This is a genomic window from Enterobacter cloacae complex sp. 2015409, from assembly GCF_041365315.1.
Taxonomy (GTDB): Bacteria; Pseudomonadota; Gammaproteobacteria; order Enterobacterales; family Enterobacteriaceae; genus Enterobacter; species Enterobacter pseudoroggenkampii.
In genome coordinates this window covers 1647240-1672411 of sequence record NZ_JBFTVM010000001.1, presented here as the reverse complement: position 1 = coordinate 1672411, position 25172 = coordinate 1647240, and the positions used below count along the sequence as shown (strand labels likewise).

Genomic DNA, 25172 nt, shown 5'->3' with positions numbered 1-25172 from the left:
ATTAGTGAAACCTTAATGCCACAAATCTGTGGTACAGGCCTTGCACGTGGCGCGTTTAGCGTCTTCACTGTAGGTGAGAGTGGTTATCCGGAGGTGAGTGTGGCAGAGCAGCTGGAGTTTTTCCCCATCCAGAGCCCGTGCCGGGGGATTTGTCAGGTGGATGAACGCGGATATTGCCGCGGGTGCATGCGTACCCGCGATGAGCGTTTTAACTGGCAAAACTTTAGCGACACGCAGAAGCAGGAGGTATTACGCCTCTGCCGTCAGCGTCTTCTGCGCAAAATACGCGCAAACAAAGCCGGTGAGACCGAAGAACCCCAGCAACCTTCACTTTTTTAACACGGTAATTGCGTATACTCATGACATCACGTCCTTGAGGAAAATGTTATGGTTCAGCGAATTACCCTTGCCCCCCAGGGGCCAGAATTCTCCCGTTTTGTGATGGGCTACTGGCGCCTGATGGACTGGAATATGTCCCCCCTCCAGCTGGCGAGCTTTATTGAAGAGCATATCGATCTGGGCATCACCACGGTCGATCATGCGGATATTTACGGCGGCTACCAGTGCGAGGCCGCGTTCGGCGAGGCGCTCAAGCTGGTTCCGGCACTCCGCGATCGCATGGAGATCGTCACGAAGTGTGGAATTGCCACCACGGCAAAACCAGAACACGCCATCGGTCATTACATCACCGACAGCGCGCATATCATCAAGAGCGCCGAGCAGTCGCTGGTCAATCTGGCGACCGATCGTATCGACCTGCTGTTAATCCACCGTCCGGATCCGCTGATGGATGCCGATGAGGTGGCGGAAGCCTTCCTGAACCTGCATCAGAGTGGGAAAGTGCGTCACTTTGGCGTTTCCAACTTTACCCCGGCACAGTTTGCGCTGCTTCAGTCTCGGCTGCCGTTTACCCTCGCTACCAACCAGGTTGAGATCTCCCCGGTACACCAGCCGCTGCTGCTGGATGGCACGCTCGACCAGCTGCAACAGCTGCGCATTCGCCCGATGGCCTGGTCGTGCCTGGGTGGCGGGCGCCTGTTTAATGATGATGAATTCCAGCCGCTGCGCAACGAGCTTGAAACCATCGCCCGCGAGCTGAACGCGGAGAGCATCGAGCAGGTGGTTTACGCGTGGATCCTGCGTCTGCCGTCAAAACCGCTGCCCATTATCGGTTCCGGCAAGATTGAACGCGTGCGGTCTGCGCTGGCCGCTGAAGAGCTGCAGATGACCCGCCAGCAGTGGTTCCGCATCCGCAAAGCCGCGCTGGGCTACGACGTGCCATAAACCGCCAGAAGGTGACTTTCCGGTGAAATCTTTGCCTCTGGTATACACTTAAGGGGCAAAAAATAACCCGCGGAGGTCATTATGAAGCGTTTTGCTCTGGCAATGGTCACGCTGGTTGTTTGCGCAGGGGCGCAGGCAGCCAGCGACGAAGTGGAAATGAATCTCGTCACCTCTCAGGGTGTGGGTCAGTCCATCGGTACGGTGAAAATCACGGAAACCGACAAAGGGCTGGAGTTCGCTCCCAACCTCAAAGCACTCCCTCCCGGTGAGCATGGTTTCCATGTTCACGCCAAAGGCAGCTGTCAGCCCGCATTAAAAGAGGGCAAAGCGTCAGCAGCAGAAGCGGCAGGGGGTCACCTCGATCCGCAGCATACCGGCAAGCATGAAGGCCCGGATGGAATGGGGCATTTAGGCGATCTGCCCGTGCTGGTGGTTAATAACGACGGTAGAGCCACCGATCCCGTTGTCGCGCCGCGTCTGAAAAAGCTGGATGAAGTCAAAGGCAAAGCGCTGATGATACATGTTGGCGGCGACAATATGTCCGATCAGCCTAAACCGCTTGGCGGCGGCGGGGCGCGCTATGCCTGCGGGGTGATCTGATCCCCAATCGTACCCGGCGGTGGGGCCTGCTCCAGCTGCGACAGCGAGCAGTGCAGCCGCCAGATTATCGAGGCCAAATCACGGGCGGCGGGCAGATGATGGCGTGCAAGCGTATCGCAGATCCGCTGCAGTTCATTTAGCGTGGCTGCCAGCGGCCGCTGCTGGACACCGCGCTCGCTCATTACATCGCGCAGCAGGGAAATACACACATCACGAACCTGCGACAGCGGATCGGAACGCGTTTCCCATGCGCGAAGCTGCCAGACCACGTGCGAGCAGTTCAATAGCACCACGCCCCAGCGCAGCAGCCAGCGTCGGGACAGCGCGTCCTGGCTGTTATTGAGCTGGCTGACGTGGTGATACACCAGCGATTCATACTCGTTTTCACCCAGATGCGGTTTACGGCTGAGCTGGTCGACAAACCCCCGGCGTAACTCCCGGATATGCCTGCGGCTCTTGCGGGCATCGGAGCCGGGACGCAACACCGCGAAAGCCAGCCACGCCAGCCCCACGCCAAGGATTTTCGCCAGGTTGTCATTGAGAAAATCGGCGTAATCGTACACCGGCGGATTGGTCACGGAGATAAACGAGCCCATAAAGACAATCAGCTGTCCCCAGAGGCCCGCCTGTTTTGGTATTTGCAGCTTGAGTAGCTGCATGGTGGTCAACAGCGGAAACAGAAACAGCAGGAACTGCCACAGATCGCTTATCTGCACCATCAGGCCAAACTTCACCACAAAACTGAATAATGACAGCAGCACCAGGGTGCGCAGCAGCAGCGTCAGCGAGTTGAACGGCGAGGCCGCGACGGAGTAAAGCACGCAGCTGATGGCGGCAAGCGTCAGGGCCGCCGTACCGGACTCCCACTGCGTGGTGATGCTCCACGCCCCCACCAGCATCAGCGCGCAGAAGGTGCGAAAACCGCTCCACAGCGCCTCCAGGTAGTCGGTATGGCGGGCGAGAGCCGGGCTCCCGGGAACGTTGAACTCGGTGACCGGCGTGGCATTCTCAACCGCGTTAATCCAGCGGCTGCTGCGCAAGTACAGTCGGCAAAAGTAATTCAGACGCTGCCAGAAGGCGCGATGACGATAGTCGTACTCATCAACCGGGGCGAGCGGGGCGATGATCTTCGCAACGGTGTAGATGTCCGCATCCGGGCGCGCAAGGGCCGCGAGGAGCGTTTCGATGACGGCACGGGTGTTTTCCGGCGGCGTCCGCCAGTTGAGCAGCATCCGGCGCAGGCTGGAGATGGCGCTGGTCATACGCAGCTGCTGGTGCAGCAAATAGTTTAGCAGGGTGTTCTGACGACGAAAGCGGTAGTGGCTCCAGAACGCCTGAATACGCAACAGATTCATGGTCAGGATCTGCCCAATCACCTTTTCATGCGCGAGGCGGATCTCATCGCTGGTATCCGGTTGCCACAGCAGGCTCGCGTGCTCAAGCAGCCGGGTGTGCATGGTCTTGAGGGCGGTGATAAGCGCGGTGCCGTCGGAGGTGCTGGGGAGGATCATCATCATGAAGCCGCCGCTGAGGATCCCGACAATGACTTCGCAGACGCGCGCCTGCGCGATATCCCACAGCTCGGTGGTGTCGAGGACGTTGACGACCGGGAAGGCGATAATGGCGGCGGTATAGCCCGCCAGCTGGAACGCGTAGGCGACGTTATTGGTAAAATGGGCGCAGGCCCAGGTACAGCATCCCAGCCATGCCGCCATGCTCAGCAGGAACAGCCACGGATCGTTCAGCGTATGGCCGGCGATAATTAACGCCGCGGTGGCGCCGAGCAGGCTGCCTGCGATACGGCCAAGGCTTTTACTGATTACCCCGCCGACCGTGGGAAAACTCACCACCGCGGCAGACGTCATCGCCCAGTAGGGTTCATCCAGGTTCAGGTAGTAGGCGACGGTCAGCGCCAGGCACATGGCAATGCCGTTACGCAGCGCGTAGCGCCACTGGGGACGCGTCGCTTTCATCCACGGGGTGTTGTGCCAGGAGAGTGCCGGCAGCTTCATCACCGGTTTCCGATGGAGACGGTGCAGGTGGTGCCGGAGACCAGGGTAATGTCCTGCGGTAAACGGTCAAATTCTACGCGAACCGGAACGCGCTGGGCCAGGCGCACCCAGGGAACGTTCGGCTTAATGTCCGGCACCAGCCCGGAATCCGTTTCAACGCTTTGATCGTAAATGGCGCGGCCTATGCTGGATACGTGACCCTGTAACTTCTTCGAGCCGCTGTAAAGCGTAATCGCGGCGGGCGAACCCTCGCGGATATGGCGAAGCTTGGTCTCTTCGAAATAGCCCACGACGTAGAAGGAGTGGCTGTCGACGAGGGCAAAAACCGGCTGGCCGGTAGTGGCGTAGTTACCCACGCGGGCGGAGAGGTTGGTCACCCATCCATCGACCGGTGCCGTAATCACGGTTTGGGTCAGTTGCCACTGCGCCTGCTTCAGCGTCGCCTCCGCCACGTTGACGCTCGCCTGCATGGCCTTAACGTTGATATTCGCGGTGTCTAAATCTTCCGCTGAGATGTAGTTTTGCGACAGGTGACGGCGGCGGTTGGCCTCGTTGTTGGCCTTTGCCAGGTCAGACTGGGCTTTCGCCAGCTGCGCCTCGGCGTTCAGAATCGCAATGTGGTACGGGGTGTCGTCAATTCGGAATAAAACATCTCCCTTTTTGACGAACTGGTTATCCTTAACCAGTAGCGTCGTGATACTTCCCGACACCTGAGGGGTGATGCTGACCTGTTCAGCGCGAACTTTACCGTCACGCGTCCAGGGCGACTGCATATAAAAATTCCACATCCACCAGCCTGCAACCAGCGCGAGGGCAAGGACAAACAGGGTGGAAAAGTACTTCAGCGTTTTCAGAGGCATAGTCACCACACCATCAAGACAGCAAGGCCCAGACATACGGAGAGGGCAAACAGGGAAAGATCCATCAGCATGGGATGCCATATTTCGCCGGAATACATCCAGTCGCGAAGCAGACGATGCGCGATGAGCCAGAGAATAAAGCCCACCAGCACGGCCTTAAACAGGGGGGGAAAGTAGACTGACGCACCGAAGATCAGGTCCTGAAGGGGTAACCCCTCTGAGCGATGAAAAAACGTCACGGGCAGAAATCCTTTGCAGTGAACAGAATGCCGCGTTGGCTTGTCATAGTATGATGAAGCATCACAATTCAGTGTAAGTCATACTTTTAAGTTCGATGAATGCAGTATTGCATTTGTTTTGGCAATACAAATGCTGCACACTATTCTAAAATCAGTATAATAACTTAGCAAGCTAATTATAAGGAGATGAAATTGGAATCGCCATTAGGTTCTGATCTGGCAAGGTTGGTACGCGTCTGGCGTGCTCTGATTGACCATCGCCTGAAACCTCTGGAACTCACACAGACGCATTGGGTCACGCTGCACAACATTCATCAGCTGCCGCCCGATCAGTCGCAAATTCAACTGGCAAAAGCGATAGGCATTGAGCAACCGTCGCTGGTGCGCACGCTTGACCAGCTGGAAGAGAAGGGGTTGATCTCGCGGCAAACCTGCGCGAGCGATCGTCGTGCGAAACGGATTAAACTCACCGAAAAAGCTGCGCCTATCATCACGGAAATGGAAGCCGTGATTACCAAGACGCGCGGTGAAATCCTGTCAGGCGTTTCACCGGCGGAGCTGGAAATGCTCATCAGCCTCATTGGGCGTCTTGAGCAAAACATCCATGAACTGCAGTCGCGAGACTGACAAACAATAAGGCCTTGCAGCAGCAAGGCCTTTTTTTACTTAAAGACGACCACACGGTTACGACCCGTCTCCTTCGCTTCATACATCGCCTTGTCGGCACTTTCCACGCACGTTTCTGCGGTTATCGTTGATGACGTTGCCGTAAACACCCCCATACTGATGGTGATGGGCTCCGGCAACTGACCGCCGCTGCTGGTTTTATCAAAGCTGCTTAGCTTCAGGCGTATGCGCTCGGCCACCTGGTACGCGGAGTCTGACGACGTGTTGGCCAGCATCAGCACAAACTCCTCACCGCCGATACGGGCCGCGATGTCCTGCGGGCGCACGGAATCCATTAGCAGGTTGGCGACAAACTGCAGGACTTTATCGCCCTGGAGATGTCCGTAGGTGTCGTTAATACGCTTGAAGCGATCGAGATCGCTGACGATGACGGAAACGGGGCGATTGGGTCTGGCGATATCCAGCGCCTGGTTTAACGATTCATAAAAATAGCTGCGGTTATAAAGGCGCGTGAGCGGATCGCGGATTGAGTTCTGATAGGACTGCTGATATTTTACGTGCGAGTCGCGATACAGTCTGAAGACATCGTAAAGCAGAACAAAAATAATCAGCAGCGTGGCGACAGTTTCAAATAACCGGGCGCGGTACCAGGAGATATCTTCGGCATGTCCACCCGCTAACAGCATTGAAAGCGTGACGATATAGCAAACGCACAGAAAATTTCCGCCTACCCAGAATAAATTGCGCACGCGCGTGACAAACATCAGCGCTACTAATGTTATCACCCAGAAAACAATTAAAGATATATTAATGCAATGGCTCCAGAGGACCATAAACTGCCGGGTTTCATTATCAACCAGGTCAATGGATAACAAGGGGGAGTGGCTGGAATATATCCAGGCCAGTCCCACTGCACAGGCGGTAAAAAGAGACGCCCCGCTCACAATTGAGATATGCGCCAGCCGTGAAAGAGGGTAATCGCGCATGGGATAGAGTATTGCTGCCACGATAAACAGCACCGCCATTAAAAAGTGGCGGAACATATAGTAGATCATCGCATCGTTGTAGTTCACGACGTTGAACTGATAGAGATCCAGCCAGGCGGGGAAGCTGGTCAGCGTTCCGACCATCAGCAGTGCGGACCCGGCAAAGGCAAAGGCGATTGCGACCAGATACAATCGTCTTTTGTCACACCAGTATTTCATCGCCATAAAACAGGCAATAAACAGGTGAAACACCAGAAGAAAAATGGTGAGCGTAGGGAATAAAAGCGGTGAAAAGGACGGAACCCATTCAACGAGTTTTAAAAACAGCGCGTGTAATATCCCGATAACAACAAGGCAACCGAGACAGAACGTAATATAACGGCTCGTTAGAGCGCGACGATTCGCAAGCATAGAATTTTTACAAATTATAATGAATAAAGAGAAGGTGGTTGCGAAGAGTCTAATCAATTAGTGCAATAAATACTTTGCGCAGAAACAATATAAGGCGTGATTAATAATGGATGAGGTGAATGTATTTTGTAATTATATTTGTGAGAGTGATATATATTGTAAATGGATGTGGCCCGAGGACCACATCCACTTTTAATTAACGTGGGGAAACGGTCACCTGGCTTCCGTTGCTCGCCAGCACAACGCGCTGGCCTGCAGAGAAGCGGGTGCTGCCCTGTTTCTGAACAACCATGATAGTGCTGCCGTCGTCTTTACGGATTTCCAGCTCTACGCCCTGGGTTTTGTTCATCGCACCCTGAACGCCCTGGCCGGCTACGCCACCCGCAACGGCACCTGCGGCTGTTGCCAGAGAGCGACCCGTGCCGCCGCCGACGGTATTACCCAGGAAACCACCCAGGACGGCACCGCCAATTGCGCCCATCACGTTGTTTTCATCGCCACCCTGAATCTGTACAGGGCGTGCGTTAACAACGGTACCGTAAGTCACGTTCTGAACCTGTTTCGCTTCAGAAGCGCTGTAAACGTCGCCAGAAAGTGAACTGTCATTCACACAGCCAGCCAGAGTTAAACCAATCAGCGAAACGCCCAGTACACGTAAAATCATTTGAATCTCCTGTTCACCAAAAACGCCCGATTGAGGGCATCCGTTATGGCTAAATTATATGGCATAAGGAGCCATAGTTCATATCTTTGCATTAACAATAGGAAAATTGTACTTGAATTTGACTTAACGAGACATAAACAGGGTCCGCCTGTGTTACCCGTCTGACATTGTTAAAAAATATTATTGCCGGATGGCAAAGCGGCGCCGTTTATGGTTGAGTGGATATCCTTAGCCCACGCAACGTAAGGAAAGCGCATGAAATCGGGTCGCTACATTGGTGTGATGTCAGGCACCAGTCTGGATGGGGTAGATGTCGTTCTGGCCGCCATTGACGAAAACATGGTGGCACAGCAGGCGAGCCTGACCTGGCCAATCCCCATTTCACTGAAAGAGGATATTCTGAGTATCTGTCAGGGGCAGAAGCTGACCCTCTCCCAGCTTGGACAGCTGGATGTCCGCCTGGGAGCGCTGTTTGCGGATGCGGTGCAGGCTTTGATGCAAAAAGAACATCTTCGCCCGCAGGATGTGGTGGCCATCGGGTGTCACGGACAAACGGTCTGGCATGAGCCCATTGGAGAGGCCCCGCATACTCTGCAAATCGGCGATAACAACCAGATTGTGGCGAAGACGGGCGTGACGGTAGTAGGCGATTTCCGTCGTCGCGATATCGCCCTTGGCGGACAGGGCGCGCCGCTGGTGCCCGCGTTCCATCAGGCGTTACTGGCGCACCCTTCAGAACGGCGCATGGTGCTTAACATTGGTGGGATCGCCAATCTGTCGATGCTTATTCCGGGACAGCCGGTCCGCGGCTACGATACCGGCCCGGGCAATATGCTAATGGATGCCTGGATCTGGCGTCAGTGCGGCCAACCGTATGATAAAAACGCGGAGTGGGCGAGCGGGGGGAAAGTGATTCTTCCGCTGCTGCAGTCGATGCTAAGCGATCCTTATTTTGCTCTGCCGGCCCCTAAGAGCACGGGGCGTGAATACTTCAACCTGGGCTGGCTTGAGCGTCAGCTGGCGCCATTCCCGGCGCTCGCGCCGCAGGATGTCCAGGCGACGCTTGCTGAGCTGACGGCCGTGTCGATCTCCGAACAGGTTCTGCTCAGCGGTGGGTGTGAGCGCCTGCTGGTGTGCGGCGGAGGAAGCCGTAACCCGCTGGTGATGGCGCGTCTTGCCGGGCTGCTGCCGGGTACCGAAGTGTCGACGACCGATGAGGCCGGCATCAGCGGTGATGATATGGAGGCGCTGGCCTTCGCATGGCTTGCCTGGCGCACCATTGCCGGACTGCCGGGCAACTTGCCGTCGGTAACCGGTGCGCGTGAAGCGAGCGTCCTTGGGGCGATTTTCCCGGCCAATCCTCGTCATAATCAGAGTTAACTGAAATTCAGCGCGGCGCGTCGTCGTTAGAATGGAACGAAACAGGGGGGCAGCCATGCCCTCCAGGACCAGGAAAGTCTTCGGAATACGCCCATGAAAAAACTTCTTCTTATTGCCGCCCCTTTGTTGCTGTCAGGATGCAGCGTCTATAACCAGTTCCTTGAGCGCATGCAGACCGATACGCTGGAGTATCGCTGCGACGAAAAACCGTTGACCGTGAAGCTGAATAATCCACGTCAGGAAGCCAGCTTTGTTTACGACAATAAATTGCTGACGCTGAAGCAGGGTATGTCGGCCTCCGGCGCACGTTACTCAGACGGTATCTACGTCTTCTGGTCGAAAGGCGACAGCGCCACGGTCTACAAGCGCGACCGCATTGTGCTGAACAATTGCCAGCTAGAAAACCCGAAGCGTTGAGATTTTTACAGGGGCGGCGCACAATAGCGCCACCCACTCTCAATGTCAGCTAACGCCATGTCAGATAACGATGAACTGCAGCAAATTGCGCATCTGCGCCGTGAATACACCAAAGGCGGCCTGCGTCGCCAGGATCTTCCCGCTGAACCCCTCGTGCTTTTTGAACGCTGGCTGAAACAGGCCTGCGAAGCGAAACTCGCCGATCCAACGGCCATGGTTGTCGCGACGGTAGATGAAAACGGTCAACCGTATCAGCGCATCGTATTGCTCAAGCATTATGACGAGAAAGGACTGGTGTTCTATACCAACCTTGGCAGTCGCAAAGCGCACCATTTAGAAAATAATCCCCGCATCAGCCTGCTGTTCCCGTGGCATATGCTGGAGCGTCAGGTGATGGTCACCGGCAAAGCGGAACGTCTCTCGACGCTGGAAGTGGTGAAGTATTTCCACAGTCGCCCGCGTGACAGCCAGATTGGCGCCTGGGTATCAAAACAGTCCAGCCGAATTTCCGCCCGCGGCGTGCTGGAAAGTAAATTCCTGGAGCTGAAACAGAAGTTCCAGCAGGGTGAAATTCCCCTGCCAAGTTTCTGGGGCGGTTTCCGTATCCCGATTGAGCAGATGGAGTTCTGGCAGGGGGGCGAACACCGCCTGCACGACCGCTTTTTATACCAGCGCGAGAATGGCGGCTGGAAAATCGACAGACTGGCACCGTAATCCCCGAAATTTGTTGATTTAAGCGCTAGCGCACACCGCGCTTGCGCTTTATTCTATGGTCCTTTCGCATCAGGCGAAAAGTCGTGTACCGGCAAAGGTGCAGTCGTTTATACATGGAGAATTTGATGGCAAGCAGTAACTTGATTAAACAATTGCAAGAGCGGGGCCTCGTGGCCCAGGTGACGGACGAGGAAGCGTTAGCAGAGCGACTGGCGCAAGGCCCGATCGCGCTCTATTGCGGCTTCGATCCCACCGCTGACAGCTTGCATTTGGGGCATCTTGTTCCATTGTTATGCCTGAAACGCTTCCAGATGGCGGGCCATAAGCCTGTTGCCCTGGTGGGTGGCGCGACCGGTCTGATTGGTGACCCAAGCTTTAAAGCCGCTGAGCGTAAACTGAATACCGAAGATACCGTGCAGGAGTGGGTAGATAAGATCCGCAAACAGGTTGCACCGTTCCTCGACTTCAACTGTGGTGATAATGCCGCCATTGCCGCGAACAACTACGACTGGTTTGGCAGCATGAACGTGCTGACCTTCCTGCGTGATATCGGCAAGCACTTCTCTGTTAACCAGATGATTAACAAAGAGGCCGTGAAGCAGCGTCTGAACCGCGACGACCAGGGTATCTCCTTTACCGAGTTCTCCTACAACCTGCTGCAGGGGTATGACTTTGCCTGCCTGAACAAACTGCACGGCGTTTCCCTGCAGATTGGCGGTTCCGATCAGTGGGGTAACATCACCTCCGGTATCGACCTGACCCGTCGCCTGCACCAGAATCAGGTCTTTGGTCTGACCGTTCCGCTGATCACCAAAGCCGACGGCACCAAATTTGGTAAAACCGAAGGCGGCGCGGTGTGGCTCGATCCGAAGAAAACCAGCCCGTACAAGTTCTACCAGTTCTGGATCAACACGGCGGATGCCGATGTTTACCGCTTCCTGAAGTTCTTCACCTTTATGGACATTGAAGAGATCAACGCGCTGGAAGAAGAGGACAAGAACAGCGGTAAAGCACCGCGCGCTCAGTACGTGCTGGCGGACGAAGTGACCAAACTGGTTCACGGTGAAGAAGGTCTGGCCGCGGCAAAACGCATTACCGCAAGCCTGTTCAACGGTACCCTGAGCGATCTGAGCGAAGCGGACTTCGAACAGCTGGCGCAGGACGGTGTGCCGATGGTTGAGATGGAAAAAGGGGCTGACCTGATGCAGGCGCTGGTGGACTCCGAGCTCCAGCCTTCCCGCGGTCAGGCGCGTAAAACCATCGCGTCTAACGCTATCACCATCAACGGTGAGAAGCAGGCCGACCCGGAATACACCTTCGTTGACGGCGATCGTCTGTATGGTCGCTACACGCTGCTGCGTCGCGGCAAGAAGAACTACTGCCTTGTCTGCTGGAAGTAATTAACAGTCTCCAGGGGGCGTGGGAAACCACGCCCCTTTTGTTTTTTCAGGGTTTGGTAAGAAAAAAATGAAGAACATCCTCGCCATTCAGTCCCACGTTGTTTTTGGACACGCTGGCAATAGCGCCGCGGAATTCCCGATGCGTCGCCTCGGCGTCAACGTCTGGCCCCTTAATACCGTGCAGTTCTCTAACCACACGCAATACGGCAAATGGACCGGCTGCGTGATGCCGCCTTCGCACCTCACTGAGGTTGTGCAGGGTATTGCCGATATCGACCAGCTCAAACGCTGTGACGCCGTGCTGAGCGGTTACCTCGGCTCAGCGGAGCAGGGGGAGCATATCCTCGGTATCGTGCGCCAGGTGAAAGCCGCCAACCCGTCGGCAAAATACTTCTGCGACCCCGTCATGGGGCATCCGGAGAAAGGCTGTATCGTGGCGCCGGGTGTAGCGGAGTTTCACGTCCGCCACGCGCTGCCCGCCAGCGATATCATTGCGCCAAACCTGGTCGAACTCGAAATTCTCTGCGAGCGTCCGGTTAACAGCGTAGAAGAGGCCGTAAGCGCGTCCCGCGAGCTTATCGCGCTGGGGCCTGACGTTGTGCTGGTAAAACACCTTGCGCGCGCAGGGCTGAGCCAGGACCGTTTTGAGATGCTGCTGGTAACGAAAGATGACGCCTGGCATATCAGCCGTCCGCTGGTGGATTTTGGCCAGCGCCAGCCGGTTGGGGTCGGCGATGTCACCAGCGGTCTGCTGCTGGTGAAATTACTGCAAGGGGCGACAATGCGCGACGCGCTCGAGCATGTTACTGCGGCGGTGTACGAAATCATGATTGCGACGAAAGAGATGCAGGAATATGAACTGCAGGTGGTCGCTGCACAGGATCGTATCGCGAAGCCGGAGCACTATTTCAGCGCTACCCAGCTTTAAACACCGCCCGGCGGCGCTGCGCTTGCACGGGCCTACGGAATTCGTAGGCCCGGTAAGCGTCAGCGCCACCCGGCAACACAGTCTGCTCGGTTAATTCAACCCTTCCGCTTTCAGCGCCGCAGCCACCGCAGGACGCTCTGCCACGCGTTTCATATACGCTGCAATATGGTCTAACCCTTCCAGGTTAAGCTTAACCGCGCGCGCCCAGCGCAGCACGGTGAACAGGTACGCATCGGCAATCGTGAAGCGCGAACCTGCAATCCACTGATCGTCTTTCAGCGACGCGTTAACGTACTGCAGCTTTTTCTCAAGAAGGGCGCGCAGGGTCGGTTTGAACTCTTCCGGCGTATCCGGGCGGAACAGGGGGGGAAAGCCTTTGTGCAGCTCGGTGGCAATGTAGTTCAGCCATTCCAGCGTCTTATAACGCGAAATGGTACTGACCGGTGCCAGCAGATGGCGATCGGGTACGCTATCGGCCAGGAACTGCATAATCGCCACGCCTTCAGTCAGCAGAGTACCGTCATCCAGCAAGAGCGCCGGAACTTGTCCTTTCGGGTTGATGGCAAGAAAATCATCGCCGTTTTCCAGACGTTTTTTCATCAGGTCAACGCCATCCAGCGTGAAATCTTTGCCGCTCTCGCGCAGGGTGATATGGGAAGCAAGAGAGCACGCACCCGGTTTGTAGAACAGTTTCATCGGTAACTCCTTTTTGCTGAGGTTTCAGCTATGTTAGTGCGCAAACGGATAAAAAAAAAGCCGCTAATGCATTAGCGGCTTCTGGTCAGTCGTTTCTCACGGAAATCACGCGGTAGCGGTGTTTGTCGCTTTAGCGGTCTTGTCGTCGTCCTGAGTCATACGGTTCAGTTTCGGCGCGGTCAGCAGCATCAGAGCGGCAATTACCGCAGTCGCGATACCAATCTGCATGAACACGGTACCGTAGACGTTCAGGGAAAGCAGTGGATCGGTTACATTTTCCGGAACAGCCATCAGGTTAGCAATCTTACCCGCGATGATTGCCGCACCGGCAGTGGTCAGGAACCAGCTACCCATGATGAAGCCCATCAAACGCTGAGGAACCAGCTGCGCAACCATGGCCAGTCCCAGGCCGGAGATCATCAGCTCGCCGATAGACTGCAGCGCGTAGCTCAGGATCAGCCAGTTAACGGAAACGATACCTGCGTCGGACGCAAATTTGGTACCCAGTGGCAGTACCAGGAAGGCACCAGAACACAGCACCATACCCAGCGCAAACTTGTGCGGCATCGGCAGACGGTCACCCATCTTGTTATAGATAGCGGCCAGAATTGGGGAACCAATCATGATCCAGAACGGGTTCAGTGCCTGGAACTGCTCAGGTTCAAACGCGATACCCAGAATGGAGTGCTCTACGTTACGGATGGCGAAGAAGTTCAGTGAAGTTGGCATCTGGCTGTACAGCACGAAGAAGATAATCGCTTCCAGCATCAGAATGAACGCCACAATCATCTTGCGACGGGCCGCACCCTGCATGGCGAATGCTTCTTTTGCAAAGATGACCACGATACCCAGCGCAACCACGCCCAGAACGGCACGTGCGATACCCTGGTTGTGCAGCAGCCAGGTGGCGATGGCCGCGAGGACAACAACGCCCACGATGGTGGCCAGCAGTTTGCCCATATGCACAGGCTCGAAGTCAGGTTTTGAACCGTAGTCTTTAACCCAGCTGCGGCAGAACAGGAAGTTCACCACGGTGATCAACATACCCACGAAGCTCAGTGCAAATGCTACGCTCCAGCCGAATTTCGCCGCGAGCCATGGAGTTGCCAGCATAGAGAAGAACGAACCGATGTTGATGGACATGTAGTACATGGTAAAGGCACCGTCCAGGCGCGGATCGTCTTTGTTGTAGCAGGTCGAAAGCAGAGAGGACGGGTTCGCTTTGAACAGACCATTACCGACGGCAATCGTCGCCATACCCATATACACGACAGCGGCATCATGCCCTGACCATGCCACCAGACCATAGCCAATCGCCAGGACAATGGCGCCCAGCATGATGACGCGTTTAGTCCCGAGGACTTTATCGCCCAGCCAGCCGCCAATCGCGACCAGACCGTACACCAGAGCACTGAAGGAAGAGAACAGCGTGATGGAATCGGCTTCGGACATACCCAGCTGTTTTACCAGGTAAACCGCCATGATCCCTTGCAGGCCGTAATAACCAAAACGCTCCCATAACTCGATAGAGAAGATGAGATAGAACGCTTTAGGTTGTTTAAAAGCGTTAAGACTCACGCTTTCATCTGTTGGTTTATTGTTTGCAGTAGACACATATACCTCTTTTTTTACATCCCATATTAATGGGGGTGTTCATAGCGTGATGGCCGTAGTCCATACGCCTTATAGTTATATTGGGAGGAGAAACGGCGGGTAATGTTCACTATCCTGCCCCGTCTGGCAATACGTTTGTAATAATCTGTTACATATATCTGGAGTGGTATAATCGTCGGTTCATGCAAATGTTATTCAGCGTTAAATTTCATACGGTGAGTAAAGGTAGTTTTTTCGACTGGTAATGACCCGTCCGGATCGGCTTTTGGCGATATGTTCTGCTATTTGTCGCTTTACGCAGTGTTATAGCCCATATTCTGAAAAATAGCTGGTCTTATCTTCGGTGATGGGAGGTGAGTATCTTGTCAGACAAAGGGTTTAGGCCGATTTTGACAACAAAAATTCAACATGAAGTTATCAGGGTGATCGCGATCACAGATGTATAGAAATTTTTGGCCATGAAAAAAGTATTAACCTGTTTGAGCGTTAAACAACCGAACAAGTGACAGGTCAGAGTAAGCGAAAGACGGACAAGTAACGGCCAAAAGAAGAGCATTCGATAGCCCTTCCTTTAGTATGGGATTGGGGCGATCAGGGATACACTTTTTCTTTGTATTCGCAGAGATCTTCGATAATGCAGGAGCCGCAGCGAGGCTTGCGGGCAATACAGGTATATCGGCCGTGCAGAATCAGCCAGTGATGGCAATCCACCTTAAATTCTGCCGGAACCACTTTCAGCAGCTTCTCTTCGACCTGCTCGACGTTTTTCCCCGGCGCGAAGTTGGTCCGGTTAGACACGCGAAATATATGCGTATCCACGGCGATAGTGGGCCAGCCAAACGCAGTGTTAAGCACCACGTTTGCGGTCTTACGCCCCACGCCCGGTAAGGCTTCCAGCGCAGCGCGGTCCTCCGGTACTTCGCCTCCGTGCTGTTCCAGCAGGATCCGGCAGGTCTTGATGACGTTCTCGGCTTTGCTGTTAAACAGGCCGATGGTTTTGATATACGACTTCACGCCTTCCACGCCCAGCTCCAGCATGGCTTTCGGCGTATTGGCGACCGGATAGAGCAGGGCAGTGGCTTTATTGACGCTCACATCGGTCGCCTGCGCAGAAAGCAACACTGCGATCAGCAGCTCAAACGGGGAGGTAAAATTCAGCTCCGTCGTCGGGTGCGGGTTCTCGTCCCGCAGACGGGTCAGGATCGCAATGCGCTTTTCTTTATTCATGAAGCCTTCTCGGGTGTCCCTTCCAGAACGCTGCGCTCAGCCGCGCGGCGCTTACGTTTTTCATCAATCAGGTATTTTATCGCCAGCATCATGCCAAGGCCAATAAACGCGCCGGGCGGCAGCATGGCCAGCAGGAATGGCGTATCGGTGTGGAACACTTCAACGCGCAGCGCTTTGGCCCAGCCGCCGAGCAGCGCATCTGCGCCGTCAAACAGCGTACCGTTGCCGAGGATCTCGCGCAGCGAGCCCAGCACGAACATGGCACATGTGGCACCCATGCCAATGGAAAACCCATCCAGCGCCGACATGGCGGGGCTGTTTTTCACCGCGAAGGCTTCCGCGCGCCCGACAACGATACAGTTGGTGACGATAAGGGGAATAAAGATCCCGAGCGACTGGTACAGGCCAAACGCGTAGGCGTTAATCAGCATCTGAACGATACTGACCACCGACGCAATGATCATGACGTAAATCGGAATACGAATTTCCGACGGCGTCCAGCGGCGCAGGGCAGAGATGGAGAGGTTGGTCAGGGTCAATACCAGCGTGGTTGCCAGACCCAGACCGAGCGCGTTGGTGGCGGTGGACGTTACCGCCAGCAGTGGGCACATGCCCAGAAGCTGTACCAGCGCGGAGTTGTTCTTCCACAACCCCTGGACAATAACCTCTTTAACCTGGCTCATGATTACTCCTCACAGGCCGGAAGATTGTTGATTTGCGCGGGCAGCGTTTCAGCATACAGCCCGGCTCGTTTTACGGCATTCACCACCGCACGTGGGGTGATGGTCGCCCCGGTGAACTGGTCGAATTCGCCGCCATCTTTCTTCACTGCAAACGCGGTGTCACCTTCGCCATGGATCACTTTACCGGCAAAGTGCAAAATCCAGTCGCTCAGGCGGGTTTCAATTTTATCGCCAAGACCCGGCGTTTCATGGTGTTCCGTCACGCGGGTGCCCAGTATGGTGCCGGAGAAATCGCTGCCCACAAGCAGCTGAATGGCGCCGGAATAGCCGTCAGGCGCTGTCGCTTCCATCACTGCGCCGACCGGTTTATCCCCTTTGCGGGCGATAAAGAGGCGGTGCGGGCCTTTCCCAAGCTGCGGCGCGTCTACCACAAAGCAGCTTTTTTGCAGGTCATTATCGTAGAAATCGGACGGGATCACCTGATCGAACAGCGCCTTTTGCTGCTTCGAGGCCTGTTCTTCGATTGTCGTTTTGGTCAGCGCATTAACCAGTGCCGTCAGCCCCGTCAGGACCGCGGCGAAGACAGCCAGCGTGACGCCGTGTTTTTGCATCGTTTTTAACATGGCGAAACCCTTAGCGATGACCGTACACGCGTGGACGCGTGTAATAGTCGATGAGCGGAACGGTTATGTTGGCAAGCAGGACGGCAAAGGCCACGCCATCCGGGTAGCCGCCAAAGCTGCGGATGAGCCATACCAGAAGGCCCGCCAGCGCGCCGTAGATCAGACGTCCACGGTTAGTCGTGGACGCTGTCACCGGATCCGTCAGGATAAAGAAGGCACCCAGCATGGTCGCGCCGGAGAGCAAATGCATCTGCGGGCTGGCCAGTGATTCAGGCGAGAAGACCCAGCCCAGCGTGGCGCAAACCGCCAGCGTCACGAGGAAGCTGACCGGAATATGCCAGCGAATGGCTTTCTGCTGCAGCAGGAAAAGGCCGCCCAGCAGATACGCCAGGTTGACCCACTGCCAGCCTGCACCCGCCAGCATGCCGCTGTAGATCGCGGACTTCATGATCTGCTCAACGCTGTGCCCGGCATGCAGGGATGTTTTAAAGGTATCGAGAGGCGTCGCCTGACTGATACCGTCCACGCCCATGCGCAGCGCGTTCATATCCGCACCGAGCGCCGTATGGCCGGTAAAGATCACGTGCAGAGCATCCATAAAGCCCGGAACGGTGGCCGCAATCTCATGCGGAGGCAGCCAGCTGGTCATCTGTACCGGGAAGGAGATCAGCAGCACCACGTAGCCAATCATCGCCGGGTTGAACGGGTTATGGCCGAGCCCGCCGTACAGCTGTTTGGCAATGATCACCGCAAACACGGTACCCAGGACCACCATCCACCATGGGGCGAACGGTGGGATACTGATGGCCAGCAGCAGGCCGGTCAACAGCGCGGAGTTATCGGCAAGAATGCGGGAGACAGCTGCCTTACGCAGCTTAAGCACAAGGGCTTCCGCCGCCAGGGCGCTGGCGCAGCCCAGGATTATCTGGAACAGGGTTCCCCAGCCAAAAAACCAGCACTGAACGGCAATGCCCGGCAGCGCCGCCAGGCAGACCAGCATCATGATGCGCGATGTCTGGCGCTGATTGTGGGTGTAAGGGGAGCTTGCGATTCTGAAAACCATTTAATCCTCGTTAACTGCTTGCTGTGCGGCTTTCTTCGCCTGAACGCGCGCAATGGCGGCGGCGACGGCGGCCTTGCGCGGGTCATCGTTGGCGGCCTGCGGTTGCTCATCCTGCTGCGCCGCCTTACGGGCTTTAGCGCGGGCAATCGCCGCTTCGACGGCGGCTTTACGCGGGTCGACCGGCGCTTCGGGTTCTGCGGTTTGTGTCTGCTGCGCCGCTTTGCGCGCTTTAGCGCGGGCAATCGCCGCTTCGACGGCCGCTTTGCGAGGGTCGACGGCTTCCTGCTCGACCACCACATTCTGCTCACCGGCTTTGCGGGCTTTAGCGCGGGCTATTGCCGCTTCAACGGCGGCTTTACGCGGGTCGATCTCCGCCTCTGCCTGGACCGTTTGCGCTTTTTCAGCCTGACGGGCGCGCGCTGCGGCCTTACGTGCTTCACGCGCGGCAATCGCTTCGCTGTTGTCCGGCTTCTCGCCGGCCGGGATCACCACAGGCTGCGCTGCAGTGGCTTTTTTCTCGCGAACGCGCGCCAGTGCGGCGTTAATCGCATCCTGATCTTTCTCGGCAGGCTGAACGGCGGCCTGCTTATGGCGCTCCTGACGGGCGATTTTTTCGCGTTCCAGTCGCGCCTGGCGCGCTTCGAAGCGCGCTTTGGCTTCTGCCGCGCGTTTTTCTTCCATGGAGATGGCATAAATTTCAGCCTTCTCCTGGCGGAAATACTGCACCAGAGGAATATTGCTAGGGCATACCCAGGCGCAGGCACCGCATTCAATGCAGTCGGCCAGGTTATGGGCTTTCGCCTTGTCGTGCAGCTGGCCTTTGCTGTACCAGTAGAGCTGCTGCGGCAGCAGATCCGCCGGGCAGGCGTCGGCACAGGCGCTGCAGCGGATGCAGCCTTTCTCTTCCTGCTCCTCGCCCATTTCGGTCGGAGAAGGCGCGAGCAGACAGTTGGTGATTTTCACTACCGGCACGTCCAGCCACGGCAGGGTAAAGCCCATCAGCGGGCCGCCCATGATCACCATCTGGTCGCTGCCCGGGCAAAACTCAGCCTGTTCCAGCAGATGACGCACCGGCGTACCCAGACGCGCCCAGACGTTGCCCGGACGAGAAATTGATTCCCCGGTCAGCGTCACCACGCGCTCGGTTAACGGTTCGCCGTCAATCACCGCGCGCTTCACGGCATACGCGGTGCCGACGTTTTGCATCAGCACGCCGATATCCGAAGAGCGTCCGCCATGCGGGACCTGCTTGCCGGTGAGAATTTGCGTCAGCTGTTTTGCGCCGCCGGAAGGGTACTTGGTCGGGATAACGCGCAGGCTAATATCGTGACTGCCCGCCAGCACGGCGCGCAGCATTGAAATAGCCTGTGGTTTATTGTCTTCGATACCGATCAGCACTTCCCGCGGCTGCAGAATGTGCGCGAGGATGCGGATGCCTTCCACCACCTGGGCGGCGCAGTCCTGCATCAGACGATCGTCGGCGGTGATATACGGCTCGCACTCGGCGGCGTTAATAATCAACGTCTGAATGTTATCGCCACCGCCGCGCAGCTTGACGCCGGTCGGGAACCCCGCGCCACCCAGACCAGCAACGCCGAACTGATGAATGCGCTCGATAAGCGCTTCGCGACTGTGGGCGCGGTAATCGCTCCAGCCGTCACGGTCAATCCAGCGGTCTTCGCCGTCGGCTTCAATAATCACGCTCAGCTCAGAGAGCGCGGACGGATGGGCCACCGTATGGGGCGCGATGGCGACCACCTTACCGGAGGTGGGGGCGTGCACCGGCAGCATACGTCCGCGACCAAAGGTCAGCGGCTGACCGCGAAGGACGGTATCACCTTCTTTCACGCACAGCTCACCCTCCGCGCCGATGTGCTGCTTGAGCGGCATAACGAAACGGGTCGCCAGCGGAATTTGGCGCAGCGGCGTGCCGTTAGACTGGGTTTTCATCTCCGGTGGATGAATACCACCGTCAAAGTCCCAGATCTTCTCTTTTCTGAAAGCAGAAAATAACTTAAGCATGTTGTTCCACAGGAATATTGCGAACCGGAATGGTTTGAAGATCCCACTTCCAGCTTTCGGTAGTCGTTTCAACCGGGCGCAGCTCGATACATTGCGTCGGGCAGGGGGCCACGCAGAGGTTACAGCCGGTGCAGAGGTCCGCCACGACGGTGTGCATGGCGCGGGTTGCGCCCACAATGGCGTCAACCGGGCAGGCCTGAATACATTTGGTGCAGCCGATACAGTTGGCTTCGTCGATCACGGCCAGCGCGCGGACCGGCTCCTGTACGTCCGCATCGCCATCAACAGGCTGCGGGTCAACGTTAAGCAGGGCCGCAATTTTCAACATCACCGCTTCGCCACCGGGCGCACAGCGGTTAATTTTTTCACCCTGAACCCCTACCGCTTCGGCATAAGGGCGGCAGCCGGGGTAGCCGCACTGCCCGCACTGGCTTTGTGGCAGAAGCTCATCAATTTTTTCTACAACGGGATCGTCCTCTACCGCGAAACGGCGGGAGGCGTAGCCCAGGATAAGGCCAAACACCAACCCCAGAACGCTGATAGAGGCGATGGCAATCCAGATAGCATTCATTACAACTTCACCAGACCACTAAAGCCCATAAAGGCCAGAGACATTAAACCTGCGGTCACCAGCGCAATCGCGTTACCGCGGAAGGGGGCAGGGATATCCGCTGCTGCCAGGCGCTCGCGAATGGAGGCGAACAGCACCATCACCAGAGAGAAACCGACTGCCGCAGAGAAACCATACAGCGCCGACTGCATAAAGTTATGACCAAGGTTGATGTTCAGCAGCGCTACGCCGAGAACCGCACAGTTGGTGGTGATCAGCGGCAGGAAGATACCCAGCAGGCGATAAAGCGCCGGGCTGGTTTTGCGCACCACCATTTCGGTAAATTGCACCACCACCGCGATAACCAGAATAAAGGCCAGCGTACGAAGATAGGTTAATCCCAGCGGGATGAGGATCCAGGTATCGATCCACCACGCGCAGATGGACGCCAGCGTCATCACGAAGGTCGTCGCCAGCCCCATACCCATTGCTGTTTCCAGCTTTTTGGAAACGCCCATAAACGGACACAGGCCAAGGAACTTCACCAGAACGAAGTTGTTAACCAGCACGGTGCCGACAAAGAGCAGTAAGTAATCGGTCATTATTTAGCCTGAAATAAAAAAGCCGCCTATTATCGGACAAACCGACGCAGGCGACAACAGGTTATCTGTAGGGTTATTACGGGTTCACGAAGGTGTTTTTCACCCGCGTCGAACGTTTGAAATAGGGCACCAGCAGCGCCGCAGCCAGCAACGGGAATAGCAGCTGACGAACGGCCAGCGCGTCTGATACGGGCGAAAAGGCAAACGCTTTCACCGCCAGCAGGACCGAAATCAGCAGCCAGATAATGTAGTGCTTAGGCACACTCTTGCGGCGCTTAAAGAAGGCGATGGTCAGCCACAGCGTGTAGTACCACATTCCAATCGCGAAAACGAACGACACAAACCACAAAGCAATATTCAGCACGCTTTGCGACATCAGGGTCTGGATGGCGTGAGGGGTAATCAGTGCGGTGGTATACAGCAGCAGCGCAAGCGATGCGCTTAATAAGGCAACCAGCAGCCATGCCAGTGGGGCGATTAACCAGCCTCCAATGCGTTCTCCAGGCGTTGCGGTCATGAACTCTCCCATAATCTGCGCGAAATGTTGTACAGCCAGTTTGCAGGGCGGAGAGTATATAACATTTCGCGCGGATGGCTACTTTCTTATAAGACGTAACGCCATACAGACTTAGGCACTTCACCGACGTTGAACAAACGACCACCGGAAACCAGCTCCGCGCGGCGATGGTCTGCGGCGCGATACATATTAATGATGTCCTGATTATCCGACAGGGTGTAGTTCAGATGGTCAAACAGTTTTTCCAGGCTCTCAAGCGAATTGATCTTGCGAAATTTTAATAAATAGTCCTGAACTGTCATATTAATAAGTTTCCATATAAAAGTGAGTAATACCAGTTAAGGTAATTCGGTCGAATAATAAACGGATTAATAAAGACGTAAACAGCCCACTCAGGTAACGCGACGAAATTAGGAGTTTTCTTTGCTGAAATTCAGGCATCAGACGATGCCTGGAAGAGAAGGTTAACCGTGTTCACCAGGGCTGGCAATACGAAACTGACATATTATGTCACTCTTTATTGCAGTAACCGGTTACTTAGGTTGGGCGATGGTGACAGGCTCCGGCGGCTGGTAGTTATCGATATGGCTGGCGACGCCCAGCAAAATGACCGAAACTCCAAGGACAATCCATCCCGCTAATTCAATGATTCGATTAATAATTGACGTCATAATGCGTAATTGTACTTTATCCATAAAGACAGGGCGCAAATGTTACAGTGACGTCTCCCTGACGGCAAGCGCTTTGGGAACGGTTCCCTTAAACAAAATCAGTAGGTTAATACTATGTAACAAAAACAACCCGTACAACCTGCTATTTTAAGTCATAGGGCACATTATTAATCTGTGCTCATGCCAGGTTAGCCAGTGTGAAATAAGAACGTCATAAAAGAGGATGGCACTATGAGTGATAATATCCGCGTCGGGCTTATCGGCTACGGGTACGCGAGCAAAACGTTTCATGCGCCTCTGATAGCCGGGACGCCGGGGATGGTGCTGGCGGCGGTATCCAGCAGCGATGCCGCTAAAGTCCATGTCGACTGGCCTTCCGTGCCGGTTGTCTCTGAACCTAAACACCTTTTCAACGATCCGAATATTGATTTAATCGTCATCCCCACGCCGAACGACACCCACTTTCCGCTGGCAAAGGCCGCGCTGGAAGCCGGTAAGCACGTAGTGGTCGATAAGCCCTTCACCGTGACGCTGTCACAGGCACGCGAGCTGGATGCGCTGGCAAGGAGTCTGGGCAGGCTGCTGTCGGTGTTCCATAACCGCCGCTGGGACAGCGACTTTCTGACGGTAAAAAGGCTTCTCAGTGAAGGCACGCTAGGGGAGATCCTCTTTTTTGAATCGCACTTTGACCGCTTTCGTCCGCAGGTGAGAAACCGCTGGCGCGAACAGGCCGGTCCGGGCAGCGGCATCTGGTACGATTTAGCCCCGCATCTGCTGGATCAGGCCGTCAATCTTTTTGGTCTGCCGGTGAGCATGACGGTCGATCTGGCCCAGCTCAGGCCCGGCGCGCAGACAACCGATTACTTCCACGCGGTGCTCAGTTACCCGCAGCGGCGGATTGTGCTGCACGGCACGATGGTCGCGGCCGCAGAATCGGCCCGCTATATCATTCACGGTACGCGCGGGAGCTACGTGAAGTTTGGTCTCGATCCGCAGGAAGACAGGCTTAAAAACGGTGAACGTCTGCCGCAGGAAGACTGGGGCTATGATATGCGCGACGGCGTGGTAACGCGGGTCGAAGGCGAGGAGCTGGTCGAGGAGACCTTGCTGACGATACCGGGGAATTATCCGGCGTATTATGCCGCTATCCGCGATGCGCTGAACGGCACGGGAGAAAATCCGGTTCCGGCCAGCCAGGCGATTCAGATTATGGAGCTGATTGAACTGGGCATCGAATCTGCCAAACATCGCGCCACGCTCTGTCTGGCATAAGTTTTTGACGTTGTTGTAGGCCGGGTAAGGCGTAGCCGCCACCCGGCAAAAGGGTTTACGCGGTTGCCACCTTATCCCGCAGCGCCTGTTTCTCAGCAGGCGTCAGGAAGGCAATTTCCAGCCCGTTAATCTGCGCCTGACGGATCTGCTCGCGGCTCAGACCCGCCTGCGGTGCGGCGATGTTGTACTCGTGGATAATATCCACGCCCTGAACCGCCGGGTCGTCAGTGTTCAGCGAGGCCAGCACGCCGTGCTCGAGGAACGTTTTTAGCGGGTGATGCGCCAGCGTCGCCACGGTGCTGGTCTGAATGTTAGACGTCAGGCACGACTCAATCCCGATACGCTGCTCCGCCAGGAAATCCATCAGGGCGCGATCTTCGACCGCCTTCACGCCGTGACCGATACGCTCGGCGCCCAGCTCGCGGATGGCCTGCCAGATGCTTTCCGGGCCAGCCGCTTCACCCGCATGGACGGTAATGTGCCAGCCGGCATCGCGCGCGCGGTTGAAGTGGGAGAGGAACAGGCTGCCCGGGAAGCCCAGCTCGTCACCGGCGAGGTCGACGGCGGTGATGGCATCGCGATGGGCCAGCAGCGCTTCCAGCTCCTGCAGGCAGGCGGCTTCACCGAACGTACGGCTCATGATGCCGATCAGCCGAGCCTGAACGTCGAAGGTTTTACACCCTTCGCGCACACCTTCAATGACGGCTTCCACCACGCCTGCAACGGGCAGGTTGTGGGTCATCGCCATATAGCCCGGCGAGAAGCGCAGCTCGACGTAGTGCAGGCCGTTGCGGGCTGCATCTTCGATGTTCTCAAACGCCACGCGGCGGCAGGCATCCAGCGACGCCAGCATCTTCACGCCCCAGTCGAGTTTGCTCAGGAAGCTGACCAGGTCCGGTTCATTAGAGGTCACCTGTACGTGAGGGATCAAGGACTCAAGGGTCTGAGCAGGAAGCGTTAAATTGAACTGGCGGCCAAGATCGAGGATGGTTTGGGCACGAATGTTACCGTCAAGGTGACGATGAATATCAGTTAAAGGCAGGCGTGTATCAATCATGGTCGCACTCTTTTCTGGTTAAAGTGCGCCATATTATAAAAACAAAACGGGGT

General features: G+C 56.0%; 28 protein-coding genes. 10 read left to right on the top strand and 18 right to left on the bottom strand.

What is annotated here, in order from left to right; genetic code table 11:
- Positions 1 to 99 precede the first annotated feature (99 nt).
- From ACDO57_RS08090 to sodC, 3 genes are all read left to right on the top strand, one after another.
- Entirely contained in the window at positions 100 to 339 is a 240-nt protein-coding gene (locus ACDO57_RS08090; RefSeq protein ID WP_008500587.1) for a DUF1289 domain-containing protein, read from the top strand.
- A gap of 48 nt (positions 340 to 387) precedes the next feature.
- Positions 388 to 1284 (top strand): aldo/keto reductase family oxidoreductase, encoded by an 897-nt coding sequence (locus tag ACDO57_RS08085; RefSeq protein WP_032651025.1) that lies wholly within the window; start codon positions 388 to 390, stop codon positions 1282 to 1284.
- 81 nt (positions 1285 to 1365) lie between these two features.
- Positions 1366 to 1884, top strand: coding sequence for a superoxide dismutase [Cu-Zn] SodC (gene sodC, locus ACDO57_RS08080; RefSeq protein WP_248164205.1), 519 nt, complete (start codon positions 1366 to 1368; stop codon positions 1882 to 1884).
- Here sodC and ACDO57_RS08075 read toward each other — a convergent pair.
- The 3 genes from ACDO57_RS08075 to ACDO57_RS08065 are packed head-to-tail and all read right to left on the bottom strand — an operon-like array spanning position 1863 to position 4995.
- A complete protein-coding gene (locus ACDO57_RS08075; protein ID WP_267216610.1) occupies positions 1863 to 3896 on the bottom strand; it encodes an FUSC family protein in 2034 nt (677 codons plus the stop codon). The two genes, sodC and ACDO57_RS08075, sit on opposite strands and share 22 nt — an antisense overlap.
- Positions 3896 to 4756, bottom strand: coding sequence for an HlyD family secretion protein (locus ACDO57_RS08070; RefSeq protein WP_267216609.1), 861 nt, complete (start codon positions 4754 to 4756; stop codon positions 3896 to 3898). Before ACDO57_RS08070 ends, ACDO57_RS08075 begins: the two co-directional genes overlap by 1 nt.
- Before the next feature lie 2 nt (positions 4757 to 4758).
- A complete protein-coding gene (locus tag ACDO57_RS08065) occupies positions 4759 to 4995 on the bottom strand; it encodes a DUF1656 domain-containing protein (RefSeq protein ID WP_024909360.1) in 237 nt (78 codons plus the stop codon).
- 186 nt (positions 4996 to 5181) lie between these two features.
- On the opposite strand from ACDO57_RS08065, the gene slyA reads away from it, so the two are divergent.
- Entirely contained in the window at positions 5182 to 5622 is a 441-nt protein-coding gene (gene slyA, locus ACDO57_RS08060) for a transcriptional regulator SlyA (protein ID WP_024909359.1), read from the top strand.
- Positions 5623 to 5657: 35 nt separating this feature from the next.
- Here slyA and ACDO57_RS08055 read toward each other — a convergent pair whose 3' ends face one another.
- The gene (locus ACDO57_RS08055) at positions 5658 to 7019 is read right to left on the bottom strand and encodes a GGDEF domain-containing protein (protein ID WP_157189018.1); all 1362 of its coding nucleotides are present in this window, start codon (positions 7017 to 7019) and stop codon (positions 5658 to 5660) included.
- A gap of 196 nt (positions 7020 to 7215) precedes the next feature.
- Positions 7216 to 7683: an outer membrane lipoprotein SlyB gene (gene slyB / locus ACDO57_RS08050; RefSeq protein ID WP_008500578.1), complete on the bottom strand. Its 468-nt coding sequence runs from the start codon at positions 7681 to 7683 to the stop codon at positions 7216 to 7218.
- Positions 7684 to 7938: 255 nt separating this feature from the next.
- Between slyB and anmK the strand changes: the two genes are divergently transcribed.
- From anmK to pdxY, 5 genes are all read left to right on the top strand, one after another.
- Positions 7939 to 9063 carry an anhydro-N-acetylmuramic acid kinase gene (gene anmK / locus ACDO57_RS08045; RefSeq protein WP_157189019.1) on the top strand — a complete coding sequence of 375 codons (1125 nt, stop codon included), beginning with the start codon at positions 7939 to 7941 and terminating at the stop codon, positions 9061 to 9063.
- Between the two features lie 93 nt (positions 9064 to 9156).
- Positions 9157 to 9480 (top strand): C-type lysozyme inhibitor, encoded by a 324-nt coding sequence (gene mliC / locus ACDO57_RS08040; RefSeq protein ID WP_024909356.1) that lies wholly within the window; start codon positions 9157 to 9159, stop codon positions 9478 to 9480.
- 57 nt (positions 9481 to 9537) lie between these two features.
- Positions 9538 to 10194 (top strand): pyridoxamine 5'-phosphate oxidase, encoded by a 657-nt coding sequence (gene pdxH, locus ACDO57_RS08035; protein WP_024909355.1) that lies wholly within the window; start codon positions 9538 to 9540, stop codon positions 10192 to 10194.
- Positions 10195 to 10319: 125 nt separating this feature from the next.
- A complete protein-coding gene (gene tyrS / locus ACDO57_RS08030) occupies positions 10320 to 11594 on the top strand; it encodes a tyrosine--tRNA ligase (protein ID WP_023335449.1) in 1275 nt (424 codons plus the stop codon).
- A 67-nt stretch (positions 11595 to 11661) separates the two neighbouring features.
- Positions 11662 to 12522, top strand: coding sequence for a pyridoxal kinase PdxY (pdxY, locus tag ACDO57_RS08025; protein WP_024909354.1), 861 nt, complete (start codon positions 11662 to 11664; stop codon positions 12520 to 12522).
- Positions 12523 to 12612: 90 nt separating this feature from the next.
- On the opposite strand, the gene gstA is transcribed toward pdxY, so the two are convergent.
- From gstA to blr, 12 genes are all read right to left on the bottom strand, one after another.
- Entirely contained in the window at positions 12613 to 13218 is a 606-nt protein-coding gene (gstA, locus tag ACDO57_RS08020) for a glutathione transferase GstA (protein ID WP_370883831.1), read from the bottom strand.
- A gap of 105 nt (positions 13219 to 13323) precedes the next feature.
- Positions 13324 to 14832, bottom strand: a complete 1509-nt coding sequence (gene dtpA, locus ACDO57_RS08015) for a dipeptide/tripeptide permease DtpA (protein WP_024909352.1) — start codon at positions 14830 to 14832, stop codon at positions 13324 to 13326.
- A 591-nt stretch (positions 14833 to 15423) separates the two neighbouring features.
- The gene (gene nth / locus ACDO57_RS08010; RefSeq protein ID WP_008500570.1) at positions 15424 to 16059 is read right to left on the bottom strand and encodes an endonuclease III; all 636 of its coding nucleotides are present in this window, start codon (positions 16057 to 16059) and stop codon (positions 15424 to 15426) included.
- Positions 16056 to 16742, bottom strand: coding sequence for an electron transport complex subunit E (locus tag ACDO57_RS08005; RefSeq protein WP_023617347.1), 687 nt, complete (start codon positions 16740 to 16742; stop codon positions 16056 to 16058). The genes nth and ACDO57_RS08005 overlap by 4 nt, the downstream gene beginning before the upstream one ends.
- 2 nt (positions 16743 to 16744) lie before the next feature.
- Positions 16745 to 17365, bottom strand: a complete 621-nt coding sequence (gene rsxG, locus ACDO57_RS08000; protein ID WP_032651034.1) for an electron transport complex subunit RsxG — start codon at positions 17363 to 17365, stop codon at positions 16745 to 16747.
- Positions 17366 to 17375: 10 nt separating this feature from the next.
- Entirely contained in the window at positions 17376 to 18428 is a 1053-nt protein-coding gene (gene rsxD, locus ACDO57_RS07995; protein WP_370883830.1) for an electron transport complex subunit RsxD, read from the bottom strand.
- Positions 18429 to 20450 (bottom strand): electron transport complex subunit RsxC, encoded by a 2022-nt coding sequence (rsxC, locus tag ACDO57_RS07990; RefSeq protein ID WP_248164207.1) that lies wholly within the window; start codon positions 20448 to 20450, stop codon positions 18429 to 18431.
- Entirely contained in the window at positions 20443 to 21021 is a 579-nt protein-coding gene (rsxB, locus tag ACDO57_RS07985) for an electron transport complex subunit RsxB (RefSeq protein ID WP_032651615.1), read from the bottom strand. The genes rsxC and rsxB overlap by 8 nt, the downstream gene beginning before the upstream one ends.
- On the bottom strand, positions 21021 to 21602 hold the full coding sequence (rsxA, locus tag ACDO57_RS07980) for an electron transport complex subunit RsxA (protein WP_008500564.1): 582 nt from the start codon (positions 21600 to 21602) through the stop codon (positions 21021 to 21023). Before rsxA ends, rsxB begins: the two co-directional genes overlap by 1 nt.
- Before the next feature lie 76 nt (positions 21603 to 21678).
- Positions 21679 to 22119, bottom strand: coding sequence for a DUF2569 domain-containing protein (locus ACDO57_RS07975; RefSeq protein ID WP_024909347.1), 441 nt, complete (start codon positions 22117 to 22119; stop codon positions 21679 to 21681).
- Positions 22120 to 22205: 86 nt separating this feature from the next.
- Positions 22206 to 22421, bottom strand: coding sequence for a transcription modulator YdgT (gene ydgT / locus ACDO57_RS07970; RefSeq protein ID WP_013096896.1), 216 nt, complete (start codon positions 22419 to 22421; stop codon positions 22206 to 22208).
- Positions 22422 to 22652: 231 nt separating this feature from the next.
- Entirely contained in the window at positions 22653 to 22778 is a 126-nt protein-coding gene (gene blr / locus ACDO57_RS07965) for a division septum protein Blr (RefSeq protein WP_169814161.1), read from the bottom strand.
- A 243-nt stretch (positions 22779 to 23021) separates the two neighbouring features.
- Between blr and ACDO57_RS07960 the strand changes: the two genes are divergently transcribed.
- Positions 23022 to 24062, top strand: a complete 1041-nt coding sequence (locus tag ACDO57_RS07960; RefSeq protein ID WP_157189020.1) for an oxidoreductase — start codon at positions 23022 to 23024, stop codon at positions 24060 to 24062.
- A gap of 55 nt (positions 24063 to 24117) precedes the next feature.
- On the opposite strand, the gene add is transcribed toward ACDO57_RS07960, so the two are convergent.
- A complete protein-coding gene (add, locus tag ACDO57_RS07955; protein WP_023292620.1) occupies positions 24118 to 25119 on the bottom strand; it encodes an adenosine deaminase in 1002 nt (333 codons plus the stop codon).
- Positions 25120 to 25172: the final 53 nt, after the last annotated feature.